This window comes from Streptomyces prunicolor, assembly GCF_045162825.1.
GTDB lineage: Bacteria > Actinomycetota > Actinomycetes > Streptomycetales > Streptomycetaceae > Streptomyces > Streptomyces prunicolor.
The window spans coordinates 2,133,904-2,147,433 of the sequence record NZ_CP108676.1; the positions used below are offsets into that span (position 1 = coordinate 2,133,904).

At 68.9% G+C, this 13,530-nt stretch carries 12 protein-coding genes; 3 read left to right on the forward strand and 9 right to left on the reverse strand.

Going from position 1 to position 13,530, the window contains the following annotated elements:
* Positions 1-77 precede the first annotated feature (77 nt).
* Positions 78-1,094: a LacI family DNA-binding transcriptional regulator gene (locus tag OG588_RS09575; RefSeq protein WP_405946902.1), complete on the forward strand. Its 1,017-nt coding sequence runs from the start codon at positions 78-80 to the stop codon at positions 1,092-1,094.
* A gap of 70 nt (positions 1,095-1,164) precedes the next feature.
* On the opposite strand, the gene prcA is transcribed toward OG588_RS09575, so the two are convergent.
* The 6 genes from prcA to arc all read right to left on the reverse strand — a co-directional run bounded on the left by prcA (position 1,165) and on the right by arc (position 7,205).
* Positions 1,165-1,914: a proteasome subunit alpha gene (gene prcA / locus OG588_RS09580; protein WP_405946903.1), complete on the reverse strand. Its 750-nt coding sequence runs from the start codon at positions 1,912-1,914 to the stop codon at positions 1,165-1,167.
* A 70-nt stretch (positions 1,915-1,984) separates the two neighbouring features.
* Positions 1,985-2,830: a proteasome subunit beta gene (gene prcB / locus OG588_RS09585; protein ID WP_366097017.1), complete on the reverse strand. Its 846-nt coding sequence runs from the start codon at positions 2,828-2,830 to the stop codon at positions 1,985-1,987.
* Positions 2,782-3,303 (reverse strand): endonuclease VII domain-containing protein, encoded by a 522-nt coding sequence (locus tag OG588_RS09590; protein WP_405946904.1) that lies wholly within the window; start codon positions 3,301-3,303, stop codon positions 2,782-2,784. Before OG588_RS09590 ends, prcB begins: the two co-directional genes overlap by 49 nt.
* A gap of 6 nt (positions 3,304-3,309) precedes the next feature.
* Entirely contained in the window at positions 3,310-3,528 is a 219-nt protein-coding gene (locus tag OG588_RS09595) for a ubiquitin-like protein Pup (protein WP_399001160.1), read from the reverse strand.
* A gap of 155 nt (positions 3,529-3,683) precedes the next feature.
* On the reverse strand, positions 3,684-5,195 hold the full coding sequence (gene dop, locus OG588_RS09600; protein WP_174447560.1) for a depupylase/deamidase Dop: 1,512 nt from the start codon (positions 5,193-5,195) through the stop codon (positions 3,684-3,686).
* A 243-nt stretch (positions 5,196-5,438) separates the two neighbouring features.
* Complete coding sequence (gene arc, locus OG588_RS09605) at positions 5,439-7,205, reverse strand: proteasome ATPase (protein ID WP_405946905.1); 1,767 nt, start codon at positions 7,203-7,205, stop codon at positions 5,439-5,441.
* A 386-nt stretch (positions 7,206-7,591) separates the two neighbouring features.
* Between arc and OG588_RS09610 the strand changes: the two genes are divergently transcribed.
* Complete coding sequence (locus tag OG588_RS09610; protein WP_026150758.1) at positions 7,592-7,897, forward strand: ferredoxin; 306 nt, start codon at positions 7,592-7,594, stop codon at positions 7,895-7,897.
* A 17-nt stretch (positions 7,898-7,914) separates the two neighbouring features.
* Here OG588_RS09610 and OG588_RS09615 read toward each other — a convergent pair whose 3' ends face one another.
* The 3 genes from OG588_RS09615 to OG588_RS09625 form a co-directional block, all read right to left on the reverse strand.
* The gene (locus tag OG588_RS09615) at positions 7,915-8,496 is read right to left on the reverse strand and encodes a hypothetical protein (RefSeq protein ID WP_398853015.1); all 582 of its coding nucleotides are present in this window, start codon (positions 8,494-8,496) and stop codon (positions 7,915-7,917) included.
* Between the two features lie 234 nt (positions 8,497-8,730).
* The gene (locus OG588_RS09620; protein ID WP_405946906.1) at positions 8,731-9,639 is read right to left on the reverse strand and encodes a tRNA (adenine-N1)-methyltransferase; all 909 of its coding nucleotides are present in this window, start codon (positions 9,637-9,639) and stop codon (positions 8,731-8,733) included.
* Between the two features lie 50 nt (positions 9,640-9,689).
* On the reverse strand, positions 9,690-11,438 hold the full coding sequence (locus OG588_RS09625) for a site-2 protease family protein (protein ID WP_405946907.1): 1,749 nt from the start codon (positions 11,436-11,438) through the stop codon (positions 9,690-9,692).
* Positions 11,439-11,613: 175 nt separating this feature from the next.
* On the opposite strand from OG588_RS09625, the gene OG588_RS09630 reads away from it, so the two are divergent.
* Positions 11,614-12,711, forward strand: coding sequence for a RecB family exonuclease (locus OG588_RS09630; RefSeq protein ID WP_405946908.1), 1,098 nt, complete (start codon positions 11,614-11,616; stop codon positions 12,709-12,711).
* Positions 12,712-13,530 lie beyond the last annotated feature (819 nt).

Below are 13,530 nucleotides of genomic sequence, written 5' to 3' on the forward strand. Positions count from 1 at the left end.
TGTCATACGTACCATGTGCGCTGTTCGCGAGTCCATACCGAGTCCCTACGGGGTCCTCATCAAGGAGTAGTCCGACCGTGGCACCAGCCGGCACCCGCCCCACGAGCCGTGACGTCGCGCAGGCCGCCGGCGTCTCCCAGGCCGCGGTCTCCCTGGTGCTCGGCGACAAGTGGCGCGGCCGGGTCTCGGCCACGACCGCCGAACGCGTCCGCGAGGCCGCCCGCGACCTGGGCTACCGCCCCAACCTCGCCGCCCGCAACCTCCGCCTCGGCCGCACCCGCACCGTCCTGCTCGTGGTCCCGGTGCTGACGACGGAGTTCTTCGCCGGCGTCTACACGGGCGCCGCCCGGGTCGCCGCCGAACACGGCTTCGGCGTCGTCCTCTACCCCTCCCCCGAGGGCATCGGCCCCGCCCGGGACCCCTTCGCCTCCGCCCAGGCCGCTCTGGACGGCGTGATCGCCTCCTCCATGGCCGCCGACGCCCTCACCGCGATCCGCGGCGACCAGCTCCCCCTGGTGATGCTCGACAGCGACCCCGAGGGCAGCCGCGGCGCGGCCACGGTCAACCTGGACATCGCCGACGGCGTCCGCCAGGTCGCCGAGCACCTGCTGGGCCTGGGCCACCGCGACTTCCTGCACCTGGCCGCCGACGTCCCGTCCTGGACCTTCGAGGTACGCGCGCGTGAACTGGCCGCACGGGTGGGCTCCGTGGCAGGCACCTCGGTCCGTACGGCCCGCGCCCCCATCTCGATCGAGGGCGCCCAGGCCGCCGCCGAGGCCGCCCTCGCGGCCCCCGGCTCCCGGCCCACCGCCCTGGTCTGCGACGACGACAAACTCGCCGCCGGCGCCTACAAGGCGGCCCGCCGCCTGGGCCTGCGCATCCCGGACGACCTCTCCATCACCGGCCTCGACGACCTCGCCCTCGCCACCGCCATCGACCCGGAACTGACCACCGTCCGCCTCGACGCCGAACTCTTCGGAGAACACGGCATGCGCGCCCTCCTGGCGGTCCTGGACGGCCGCGTACCGGAGGAGGGGGACATCCCGGTGGAACTGGTCGTACGAGGGTCTACGGGGCCACCAGGCGCCGCCTGAGGCGGCTGCTACGACGTGTGCCCCGGCCGATCACCGGCCGGGGCACACGAGGAACCTGATTGCTGCCGACTCACTTCTCGTCGTCGGGCTCGTCGTCGCCGTCCGACGAGGTGTCCGGGTTCTCGCCCTCCAGCAGGCGGGACAGCTGACGGCCGACGATCCGCTTGAACTTGCGGGCCTGCGGACGCGTACGGTCCAGCACCGCGACCTCAAGGCGCTCGGCGGGGATCTCCCGTTCGCTGCCGTTCGTGTCACGGGACAGGGCCTGCACGGCCAGCTTGAGCGCCTCCGCGAGGGTCATGCCGTCGCGATGGCGCTGGTCCAGATAGCTGCTGATCGTCTCGGCGTTGCCGCCGACCGCGACCGAGCCGTGCTCGTCCACGATCGAACCGTCGTGCGGCAGCCGATAGATCTGGTCGCCGTCCGTCGTGTCCCCGACCTCCGCGACGACCAGCTCCACCTCGTACGGCTTCTCGGCCGCGCTGGAGAAGATCGTGCCGAGCGTCTGGGCGTAGACGTTGGCGAGACCGCGCGCGGTCACATCCGCACGGTCGTAGGTGTAACCGCGCATGTCGGCGTACCTGACGCCGCCGATCCGCAGGTTCTCGTACTCGTTGTATTTTCCGGCGGCCGCGAACCCGATCCGGTCGTAGATCTCGCTGAACTTGTGCAGCGCGCGGGACGGGTTCTCGCCGACGAAGACAATGCCGTCGGCGAACTGCAGCACGACCAGGCTGCGGCCACGGGCGATGCCCTTGCGGGCGTACTCCGCCCGGTCGGCCATCGCCTGCTGGGGTGAGACATAGAACGGCGTCGACACCGGTATCCGTCCCTCTCTTTAAAGTTCCGTCGAAGTCACTGGATCACCTTGGATGAGAACGGGCCCTCGGTCAGAGCAGCGCGGCGCGCGGGCCGTCGGGCTGCTGCAGTCGCCGTTCCAGGATCGAGCGGGCGATCTCGGAGGACTCGTCGTCGGTGAGCCGGCGGAAGCCGTCCTCGGTGATCACGGTGACGATCGGGTAGATCCGGCGGGCGACATCGGGACCACCGGTCGCCGAGTCGTCGTCAGCCGCGTCGTAGAGGGCTTGGACCACGAGGGTCGTGGCCTCGCTCTCGGTCAGTCCGTCGTGGAAGAGCTTCTTCATGGCGCCCCGCGCGAACACCGAACCGGAGCCGGTGGCCGCGTAGCCGAGCTCCTGGGAACGGCCGCCCGTCACGTCGTAGGAGAAGATGCGGCCGATGCCGCGGTCCACGTCGAAGCCGGCGAAGAGCGGGACCACGGCGAGGCCCTGCATGGCCATGCCGAGGTTGGAACGGATCATGGTGGACAGTCGGTTCGCCTTGCCCTCCAGGGAGAGTTGGGCGCCTTCGACCTTCTCGAAGTGCTCCAGCTCCAACTGGAAGAGCTTGACCATCTCGACGGCGAGTCCGGCGGTGCCGGCGATGCCCACAGCCGAGTACTCGTCCGCGGGGAACACCTTCTCGATGTCCCGCTGCGCGATGACATTGCCCATGGTCGCTCGCCGGTCACCGGCGAGCACCACGCCACCGGGGAACGTGACAGCGACGATCGTCGTGCCGTGCGGAGCCTCGATGACGCCCTGGGTGGGCGGCAGTTGCCGGTTGCCCGGGAGCATCTCCGGCTGGTGGTCGGAGAGGAAGTCCATGAAGGACGACGACCCAGGCGTCAGGAAGGCAGCTGGTAGACGCCCGGTGCTACGAGTGTTGGCTTCCACGCGTTTCCTTCCAGGTAGTCGGCAGCTCGGTACACAGCTGCGGGGTCATCCCTCAACAGGCCGATGCCGGAATTGCAGTTGAAGCACGTTACGCCTCGGACCCTACCCGTCTCGTGGCAGTGATCCACATGAACCGCAGGAGCTTTCGAACAGATCGCGCAGAGCCCCATTCGCGAGGCGATCATCTCGCCCCGCTCGGCCAGGGTGATGCCGTACTTGCGCTTGAAGTAACTTTGCTCCGAGTGGGCCTTGATCTCCCCGCACTGAGGACAGCGCTTGTGTCCGCGCGGCGCCGGCACCTTGGCTCGGACCGTCTTGCCCCTCGCCTCCTGGCGCTGCCGGTAGTACTCCGCAGAGCACTCTCGGCAGTACGCCTGAAGACCGTCACGCATAGCCTTGTTCTTGGCGAAGGCCGCCCGCGGCAAGATCCGATTGCAACGCGGGCAGCCTCTCCCGTCCGCCAATTCGAACATTGCGCCCTATTCGCCACCCTTCTGGACAAATGACCTCACGAAGTCCTCGGCGTTCTCCTCGAGGACATCGTCGATCTCGTCCAGAACCGAGTCGACATCGTCGCTCAGCTTCTCGTGGCGCTCCTTGAGGTCGTCGGTCGCCTGTGCTTCTTCGACCTGCTCCTCGACCTCCTCGGTAGAGCGCGTCGCCTTCTGCTGTCCGCCGCCGGTGTCCTTGGTCGCCATAACCCTCACCCCGCTCGGTTCGACGTTCTTGATCAGACCCTACTTGCAGGGACTGACATCGGCCCCGCAGTTCCTACAACGTACGGCGGCCATCTCGATGATTCCCGGCCACCGGACATTCCACCCTGCCCGGCGCCCGGAACCCGAGAGTCCTGTCAGCCGCCCGACAGGACCCTGACCAGGTCTTCCGCGGTTCGACAGCGGTCAAGGAGCTCCTTGACGTGATTACGCGTTCCGCGAAGCGGTTCCAGGGTTGGGACGCGCTGGAGCGAGTCCCGGCCCGGGAGATCGAAGATCACGGAGTCCCAGGAGGCCGCCGCGACGTCGTCGGCGTACTGCTCCAGGCAGCGTCCGCGGAAGTATGCGCGCGTGTCCTCCGGAGGCGTCGTACGCGCCCGCTCGACCGTGTCCTCGTCCAGCAGGCGCTTGATGCGACCGCGGGCCACCAGGCGGTTGTAGAGCCCCTTCTCGGCCCGTACGTCCGCGTACTGGAGGTCGACCAGTTGCAGCCGGGCCGCGTCCCAGTCGAGGCCGTCGCGGCGTCGGTAGCCCTCCATGAGCTCGCGCTTGGCGACCCAGTCCAGTTCGCCGGCCAGGCTCATCGGGTCGTTCTCCAGCCGGTTGAGCGTGTCCTCCCAGCGGGCCAGGACGTCCTTGGTCTGGTCGTCCGCGTCGGAGCCGTAGCGCTCCTCGACGTATTTGCGGGAGAGCTCGAAGTACTCCATCTGGAGCTGGACCGCGGTGAGGGTCCGGCCGCTGCGGAGGGTGACCAGGCGCTTGAGTGTGGGGTCGTGGGAGACCTGGTGGAGGGTGCGGACGGGCTGGTCCACGGCCAGGTCGACGGCGATGAAGCCGTCCTCGATCATGGAGAGGACCAGGGCCGTGGTGCCGAGCTTCAGATACGTCGAGATCTCGGAGAGGTTCGCGTCGCCGATGATCACGTGCAGGCGGCGGTACTTCTCGGCGTCCGCGTGCGGTTCGTCGCGGGTGTTGATGATCGGGCGCTTGAGGGTGGTCTCCAGACCGACCTCGACCTCGAAGTAGTCCGCGCGCTGGCTGAGTTGGAAGCCGTGCTCGTGCCCGTCCTGGCCGATGCCGACGCGGCCCGCTCCGGTGACGACCTGGCGGGAGACGAAGAAGGGCGTCAGGTGGCGCACGATGTCCGAGAAGGGGGTTTCCCGCTTCATCAGGTAGTTCTCGTGCGTGCCGTAGGAGGCGCCCTTGTTGTCGGTGTTGTTCTTGTAGAGGTGGATCGGCTGGGCGCCCGGGAGTTGGGCCGCGCGCTCGGCGGCCTCCGCCATGATGCGCTCGCCGGCCTTGTCCCACAGGACGGCGTCCATGGGGTTGGTGACTTCGGGAGAGCTGTACTCCGGGTGCGCGTGGTCGACGTAGAGCCGTGCGCCGTTGGTGAGGATGACATTGGCCAGGCCGATGTCCTCGTCGGTGAGCTGGCTGGAGTCGGCGGCCTCCCGGGCGAGGTCGAAGCCTCGCGCGTCCCGCAGCGGATTCTCCTCCTCGAAGTCCCAGCGGGCCCGCCTGGCCCGGTGCATCGCCGCCGCGTAGGCGTTGACGATCTGGGACGAGGTGAGCATGGCATTGGCGTTGGGGTGGCCGGGGACGGAGATCCCGTACTCCGTCTCGATGCCCATTACTCGCCGTACGGTCATGCGGCCCTCCTTGCCCGGCGGCGCCCTCGGTCGGGGGCACCGCTCAAGTACCGCTGGCGCTCCGGTGCGTGTGCGGTGCCCGTCCCCGCACTGCGCGACTCGGCGGTACCGAAGAGCCTAGAACGGCTTTGCGCTGGTGGGGAGATCATTTGCGTCATTGCCTCGCGCGCCCCTTGTTCGGTCATGGCCTGAAAAACAGTCGGCTGCGGGTACCCGCCGAGGGCACCCGCAGCCGCCCTGTTCTTACAGGTACTGACCGGTGTTCGCCACCGTGTCGATGGAGCGTCCGGTGTCGGCGCCCTGCTTCCCGGTAATGAGCGTACGGATGTAGACGATCCGTTCGCCCTTCTTTCCGGAGATCCGGGCCCAGTCGTCGGGGTTGGTGGTGTTGGGCAGGTCCTCGTTCTCCTTGAACTCGTCCACGCACGCCTGGAGGAGGTGCGAGACGCGGATGCCCTTCTGCTTCTGGTCGAGGAAGTCCTTGATGGCCATCTTCTTGGCCCGGCCCACGATGTTCTCGATCATGGCGCCGGAGTTGAAGTCCTTGAAGTAGAGGACTTCCTTGTCACCGTTGGCGTAGGTGACCTCCAGGAAGCGGTTTTCCTCGGATTCCGTGTACATGTGCTCCACGGCCGTCTGGATCATGCTCTGGACGGTGGTGGTCTTGTCGCCGCTGTGCTCTCCGACGTCGTCGGGGTGGAGCGGGAGGCGCTCGGTGAGGTACTTGGCGAAGATGTCCTTGGCGGCCTCGGCGTCGGGACGTTCGATCTTGATCTTCACGTCCAGGCGGCCGGGGCGCAGGATGGCGGGGTCGATCATGTCCTCGCGGTTCGAGGCGCCGATGACGACCACGTTCTGCAGGCCCTCCACGCCGTCGATCTCTGCGAGCAGCTGGGGGACGATGGTGTTCTCCACGTCTGAGCTGACACCGGAACCACGGGTGCGGAAGAGGGACTCCATCTCGTCGAAGAAGACGATGACGGGAGTTCCTTCGCTGGCCTTCTCACGTGCACGCTGGAAGACGAGGCGGATCTGCCGCTCGGTCTCACCGACGTACTTGTTGAGGAGCTCGGGGCCCTTGATGTTGAGGAAGAAGCTCTTGCCGGTGGCCTGGCCGGTGACCTCGGCGACCTTTTTGGCCAGCGAGTTGGCGACGGCCTTGGCGATGAGCGTCTTGCCGCATCCAGGAGGCCCGTACAGCAGGACGCCCTTGGGCGGCCGCAGTTCGTGCTCCTTGAAGAGTTCGGGATAGAGGTACGGCAGTTCGACCGCGTCGCGGATCATCTCGATCTGGCCGCCCAGACCGCCGATCTGCTCGTAGCCGATGTCGGGGACCTCTTCGAGGACGAGTTCCTCGACCTCGCTCTTCGGTACGACCTCGTAGACATAGCCGGACCGAGGTTCCAGCAGAAGGGCGTCGCCGGGGCGGATGACGACGTCCAGGAGCGGCTCGGCGAGCCGTACCACCCGTTCCTCGTCGGTGTGCCCCTGCACGAGGGCGCGTTCGCCGTCCTCAAGGATCTCCTTGAGGGTGACGATGTCGCCGACGCGCTCGTATTCCATGGCCTCGACCACGTTGAGCGCTTCGTTGAGCATTACTTCCTGGCCGCGGCGGAGCTCTTCGAGTTCCACGCTTGGGCTGACGTTCACCCGGAGTTTGCGGCCACCGGTGAAGATGTCCGCTGTGCCGTCCTCGTTGGCCACGAGGAAGACACCGAAGCCGGCCGGCGGCTGTGCGAGCCGGTCGACTTCTTCCTTGAGGGCCACGATCTGGTCGCGGGCCTCACGGAGCGTGTTGGCGAGTCGCTCGTTCTGGGCGGACACCCCGGCCAGATTGGTCTGCAGCTCGACGATCCGCTCTTCGAGAATCCTCGTGTGTCGCGGAGAGTCGGCGAGCTTACGTCGCAGGACGGCGATCTCCTGCTCAAGGTAGGCAATCTGCCCGGACGGGTCGTCGGACCCTCGTCCCGGGCGGATGCCGCGGTTCATGTCGTCGTCGTGGGCTGCCACGGTCCTCACCTCCTCCAAGGGGAGCTGGACGCTTCCAGACCCTACCTGGGTGGGTGTCGATTGAAACCCCTAGATCACAAAGACTGTCAAGGTGTGTCGTCGGTCACCCAGCGCTCTCCCTCACGCCGTGTGGATACCCACTCAACGTGATTCAGAAGCGGACTGTTCCAAGGCCGGGTTGGTCAAAAACCTTCACGGCGGACGTGAGTTGCCGTGCGGGCGGGTTCGACGCCCGGTGGAAACCGGCCATGGTGCTCCTGACGGAGAGTGTCCATGCGGACAGTGTCCGTCATGGGGTGGCGTAAAACCTGAGATCGCGGAGAAAGGTCGTTCGGGCGGTCGGAGGTAGGGTCGAAGATGTTCAACACCCGGCGGAAACAGGAGACATCACCGTGCAGGACGAGGCCGCGGCCGACGGCGAGGCGCTGGAGGTCTGGATCGACCAGGACCTCTGTACCGGCGACGGGATCTGCGTCCAGTACGCCCCCGAGGTCTTCGAGCTGGACATCGACGGTCTGGCCTATGTGAAGAGCCCGGACGACGAGCTGTTGCAGGACAAGGGCGCCACCACGCTCGTACCGCTGCCGCTGTTGGTCGATGTCGTGGACTCCGCCAAGGAGTGCCCCGGTGACTGCATCCATGTGCGCCGGGTCGCGGACCGGGTCGAGGTGTACGGGCCCGACGCGGCCTGAGGTTCAGCAGGTCGTCGTCAGACGTTCTGGGCGTTGCCGGGGGTGGAGCGGACGAACTTGCCGCTCTGCCACTGCCACTTGGCGGTTTCTTTCACGTCGGGGCAGCAACTGGGCACGTCCGCCGTCGAGTAGCCGAGCAGTGTCGCGAGGACCGCGCCGTCGCGTACGGCGAAGGTGGTGACGGTCTCGCGGGCCTTCGGGGCGACCAGGGTGGCGACGACGCGCGGCTTGGCGGCTCCGGCCCCCTGGGTGAGGACGTAGACGCCGTCGGGCGGGGTGCCCATGCCCGCGTCGCAGTGGACCACGGCGACCGTCTCCGGCCGGCCGTCGCCGTCGAGGTCTCCGGATGCCTTCTTCTGTACGACGGCCTTCACGGGGCCGCAGTCGAGGGGGAAGGCGACTCCTGTGGTCGCGGGGGCCGCGGCGGCGGGCGCGGACTTGGTCTGCGGGCCGGCGGCCTGGGCGGCGTGCGCGGAGTCGGGCTGCAGGCCCGAGGAGAGAGCCACGACACCGGCGAGAGCCGTGGCGGTGGCGACCCAGTGGATGGGGCGGGTGTTCGTGTGTGCCAGTTCCAGTTCCGGGACGGCGGAGTGCTGCACTAGGAGTGTCTCCTGTGAGGGCTGTGCCGGTGGGGGTGGCCTGCATGTTGCCACACGGCACGGTGCGGGGGAACGGCGGGGTCGACAGTTCGTTCGCCCGGTCACACGGGAGGGTTCGGTGGGGTGTCGGTACGTCAGAACGAAGACGCCGTGGCTGAGTTCCCGAAGACTTTCGGGAACTCAGCCACGGCGTTCGTGCGTTGAGTGCGGCACAGGGCCGCCCTTGCGTGCGGCTCAGCGGCCGGTGGCGCCGCCACCGTCGGCGTTCGGGCCGGTGTAGTCGTCGCCGTAGGCGCCTTTGGAAGGGCGGCGTCGGCGCATCGGCGGCTCGACGCCGTCCGCGAGGCGGCGGGCGGTGAGGAGGAAGCCGGTGTGGCCGATCATCCGGTGGTCGGGGCGGACGGCCAGGCCCTCGACATGCCAGTTGCGGAGCATCGTCTCCCAGGCGGTCGGCTCGTTGAAGGAGCCGATCTCGCGGATGGACTCGACGGTCCGCGCGAGCTGGGTGGTGGTCGCGACGTAGCAGCACAGGATGCCGCCGGGCACGAGCGCCTTGGAGACGGCCTCCAGGCACTCCCAGGGGGCCAGCATGTCGAGGATGACGCGGTCGACGTCCAGGTCGGACAGGTTGTCCTGGAGGTCGCCGACGGTGAGCTGCCAGGCCGGGTGCGGGCCGCCGAAGTAGCGCTCCACGTTCTGCTGGGCGATCTCGGCGAAGTCCTCGCGGCGCTCGTAGGAGTGCAGCATGCCCTGGTCGCCGATGGCGCGCAGCAGGAAGCTGCTGAGCGAGCCGGAGCCCACGCCCGCTTCCACGACGCGGGCGCCGGGGAAGATGTCGGCGAAAGCCAGGATCTGCCCCGCGTCCTTGGGGTAGACCACGGCGGCGCCGCGGGGCATGGACAGGACGTAGTCGGGGAGCAGGGGGCGCAGCGCGAGGTAGGCGACGTTGCCGGTGGTGCGGACAACGCTGCCCTCGGGAGCACCGATCAGTTCGTCGTGCGGGAAGGAACCCTTGTGGGTGTGGAAATTCTTCCCGGCTTCGAGCGTGAACGTGTAGTGGCGGCCCTTGGGGTCGGTCAGCTGAACCTGGTCCCCGACCTTGAAGGGCCCGCGCCTGCGGGCGGCACCGGTCGGTTCGGACATGTGACCAGCCTACCGGCGTTTGCGGGGGCCGCCGACCACGCGCGCGTGCCTCAGTTGGGGCGGGCCATGGCCTTAACGAAGGCGCGCTCGACGTCGGCGGCGGACAGGACGCCGTAGATCTCGCCGGTCTCCTCGACCACGAGGTACTCGGTGGCGGGGGTGGCGCGCAGGGCGTCCAGGAGGTCCTCTCCGGCGAGTTCGGCGGAGACGCGCATGCCGTCCGTGAGGTCCTGGGCGAGGCCGCTGACGACGACCCAGGGGCGCCGGTGTTCGGGGACACCGACGATGGCTGCCTCGCGGACGAGGGAGAGGGGCTGGCCGTCGGCGTCGACGACGACCAGGGCGCGGGCGCCGGCGGCATTGGCGCGGCGCAGGGCCTCGGAGAGCGGGGTGTTGGTCTCGACGGGGACCGCGCGGCGGGTGAGGTTGCGAGCGCGGAGTTCCGGGAGGTGTTCGCGCAGTCGGGCCATACGAAGGCTGTTGCCGGCGCCGGTCCAGATGATCGCGGCGAGGATCGCGGCGAGCAGGGCGTCGGTGACCGTGTCCATGCCGCTGATGTCCTCGGTGTTGGTACCGAGGGCGCCGGTCTGGGTGAGCAGCGGCAGGCCGATCAGGACGGAGACGGCGAGGGCACGGCCGACCCAGGCGGCGGCGATGGTGCCGCTCATGGGCCTGCCGGTGATCTTCCAGACGACCGCGCGGAGCATACGTCCGCCGTCGAGGGGCAGGCCCGGCAGCAGGTTGAAGGCGGCCACGATGAGGTTGGAGACCATCAGGCCGGCCAGCAGGACGCCCGGGACGGTGCCGGGTTCGACGGGCAGCATGGCCAGGTAGAAGATGCCCGAGAGGATCAGCGAGAGCAGCGGGCCGACGAAGGCCAGCACGAACTCCCTGCCGGGGGTCTCGGCCTCCTTCTCGATCTCGGAGACTCCCCCGAAGAACTGCAACTGGATGCGGCGGACCGGGAGTTTGAAGCGGAGCGCGGCGACGGTGTGGGCGAGTTCGTGCACCAGGACCGAGCCGTAGAAGGCGACCGCGAAGAAGAGGGCCACGAGGTAGCGGGCGGCGCCGAGTTCGGGCAGCACGCGGTCGAGTTGGCCGCCGAACACCCAGGTGATGAGCGCGGCTACGAGGAACCAGCTGGGGGCCACGTAGACCGGCACTCCGAAGGGCCGTCCCATCAGCAGGCCGCCGCCGGGCTCCTTGGGGCGCTGCGGGGGGCGGCCCTTGGCGATGGGGCTGGGGGTGGTTTCGGGTCGGGCGTGGGGGTCGGTGTGGGCGTAGGGGAGGTTGGGGTGGCTCGGCTGGTCGGCGCCGTGCTCGTTGCCCGTGGGCGTGCCGTCACGTTTCGGCTCGCCGTTCAGGTGAGCGTGCGGCGTGTTGGGCCGGCTGTGGTCCTGTGCGGTCGCCTCGGGCTCCGTGCGGTGGTGCGTGGTGGAGCCGGTGGACCCTGAGGACGTCGGCGTCTCGGCAGCGCTGTGATCGGCGGACTCGGCGGACTCGGACGGTGATCCCGGCTCCGTACTGGGCCCTGCTGCGGGCGCCGGCGGCGTGATCTGCTCCGAGCTGTCGTCCCGATCGGCGTGCTCGATCGACGTGCTCGCCTCCTCGCGCTCCCCGGACGATGTCTTCGCGTTCCCTTGTTCCTGGCGCGATGTGTCGGGGCTCTGGTGGGCGGAGTCGTCCGGTTTCGGTTCGGGAGTGCCGGGGTCGGTGGTCGGGGTCGTGGCACCCGGGGCGTGTTCGGTCGGCTCGTTGGTGCCGGACCGCGGCTGCCCGCTCCCGCCGCTCTCGTCCACGGTGTCCCCTCGTTCGAAGCATCCTCCGCGCCAGCCGGGCGGAGGGGTCTCGGGTCGATGGTATGCGGCGGTCGCGACGCGTTCCGCCCCGGCACCCCCCGCGTTTCCCCGGCCGTCGCGGGTGCGTCGGCCGGGATCGGGTCACTGTCAGTGGCGGGCCGTAAGGTTCGTGGGCATGGAGACCAGTGCGGAGGGCGTCGCGGGGACAGTCGGCGACGAGGGCGCGGCGGCGGGGCCGACCGCGGCGGTGACGGTGGAGACGGGGACGGTGGGCGTGGTCGAGCGCGTGGCCATAGCGCCCGCCTCGTTGTCGCCCTCGCGTGCCAGTGACTTCATGCAGTGCCCGTTGCTGTACCGATTCCGGGTCATCGACCGGCTGCCCGAGAAGCCCAGCGAGGCGGCGACCAGGGGAACCCTGGTGCACTCGGTGCTGGAGCGGCTCTTCGACGCACCGGCGGCCGAGCGTACGGCGCCGCGGGCCAAGTCGCTGATCCCGGGGCAGTGGGACCGGTTGCGGGAGTCCCGGCCGGAGGTCGTGGAGCTGTTCGCCGATGATCCGGAGGGTGAGCGGCTGGCGCGCTGGCTCGGGGAGGCGGAGCGGCTGGTCGAGCGGTGGTTCTCCCTGGAGGATCCGACACGGCTGGAGCCCGCCGAACGGGAGATGTTCGTCGAGGCCGAGCTGGATTCGGGACTGAAGCTGCGCGGGATCATCGACCGGGTCGATGTGGCGCCCACGGGTGATGTGCGGATCGTCGACTACAAGACGGGCAAGGCGCCGCGGCCGGAGTATGCCGAGGGTGCGTTGTTCCAGATGAAGTTCTACGCCCTGGTGGTCTGGCGGCTGAAGCAGGTCGTCCCGCGGCGGCTCCAGCTGGTGTATCTGGGCAGTGGGGACGTCGTGACGTACGACCCCGTCATCGCCGACCTGGAGCGGGTGGAGCGCAAGCTGCTGGCCCTGTGGGAGGCGATCCGGCTGGCCACGGAGACCGGCGAGTGGCGCCCACGCCCGACCAAGCTGTGCGGCTGGTGCGACCACCAGGCGGTGTGCCCGGAGTTCGGCGGCACTCCCCCGCCTTATCCGTTGCCGGTACGGAGGGCTGATGGGGGTGCGGAGGCGGGTGTTTCCGCTGAGGTTGTGGAGGTGGTCGGCGGTGCTTCCGCTGCGGGTTCGGAGGTGGTGGACGGTGTTTCTGCCGGGGAGCCCAAGGGCGTAGTTGGCGTTCCCGCCAGCGGTCCAGGTGCTGCGGAGAGCCTCTCCGGCACGGGGTCTTAGGCGACGGTCAGACTCCTTCACCAGGTGTCTGTACGGAGGGGACTGCGTCTCGGTCAGAGGCACCCGGCGGTCTCTTCCAGGGGCCGGTGACTGCGGACAATCCCTCAAGGCGCGGGGCTGGTTTGCCAACCGTGTCACCGCCCTGGGCCGGGGAGCCACGGGGCGGACGGGGGGTGCCAGGGCGGCGGGCGGTACTTCCGTTGGAGGTCCGGAGATCGCGGTCGGTATTTCCGGACCTCCGGCACGGGTGTGAAGCGCCAGGGGGTTTCCGCCACGCGTCCAGAGACGCAGGACCGTGTTTCCGCCGGAGGGTCGGAGGCGCCGCGCATATCCCCTGGCGGGGAGCCCGAGGCGTCGCACGCCGTCCCCATCAGGGAGTTGAAGGCTTCGGACGATCTCTCCGCCGGGGAGTCACGGGCGACGGACGAACCTCGCGCCGGGGCCCGCAAAAGGCGCCGGTCCCTCCGCTCACCAACCGCAAGCAGACCGACGCTCCTCCCGGCCGGAACCCAAACGACCGGCACTCCTCCCGCCCAGAGCCCGAAGCCAACCGAACGTCCCTCCCGCCCCAAACCCGAAGCCGGCCGACGCCCCTCCCGCCCCAAACCCAAACGACCGACACCCCTCCCGCCCAGAGCCCGAAGCCAACCGAACGTCCCTCCTACCCCAAACCCGACGCCGACCGAGGCTCTTTCCGCCCCAAACCCAAAGCCAACCGACACCCTTCCCGCCCGCAACCCAAAACCAACCGACACTCCTCCCGCCCTGAACTCCAAGTCGGCCGACGCTCTTTCCAGCGAACGCCCAGGCCAGGCGGCA

Bases quoted from the DNA above. Each gene is read 5' to 3' on its own strand.
- OG588_RS09620 (WP_405946906.1), bottom strand. From the start codon at position 9,639: ATGTCCGAACCGACCGGTGCCGCCCGCAGGCGCGGGCCCTTCAAGGTC.
- OG588_RS09630 (WP_405946908.1), top strand. From the start codon at position 11,614: ATGGAGACCAGTGCGGAGGGCGTCGCGGGGACAGTCGGCGACGAGGGC.
- dop (WP_174447560.1), bottom strand. From the start codon at position 5,195: ATGACCGTACGGCGAGTAATGGGCATCGAGACGGAGTACGGGATCTCC.
- OG588_RS09590 (WP_405946904.1), bottom strand. From the start codon at position 3,303: ATGTTCGAATTGGCGGACGGGAGAGGCTGCCCGCGTTGCAATCGGATC.
- OG588_RS09595 (WP_399001160.1), bottom strand. From the start codon at position 3,528: ATGGCGACCAAGGACACCGGCGGCGGACAGCAGAAGGCGACGCGCTCT.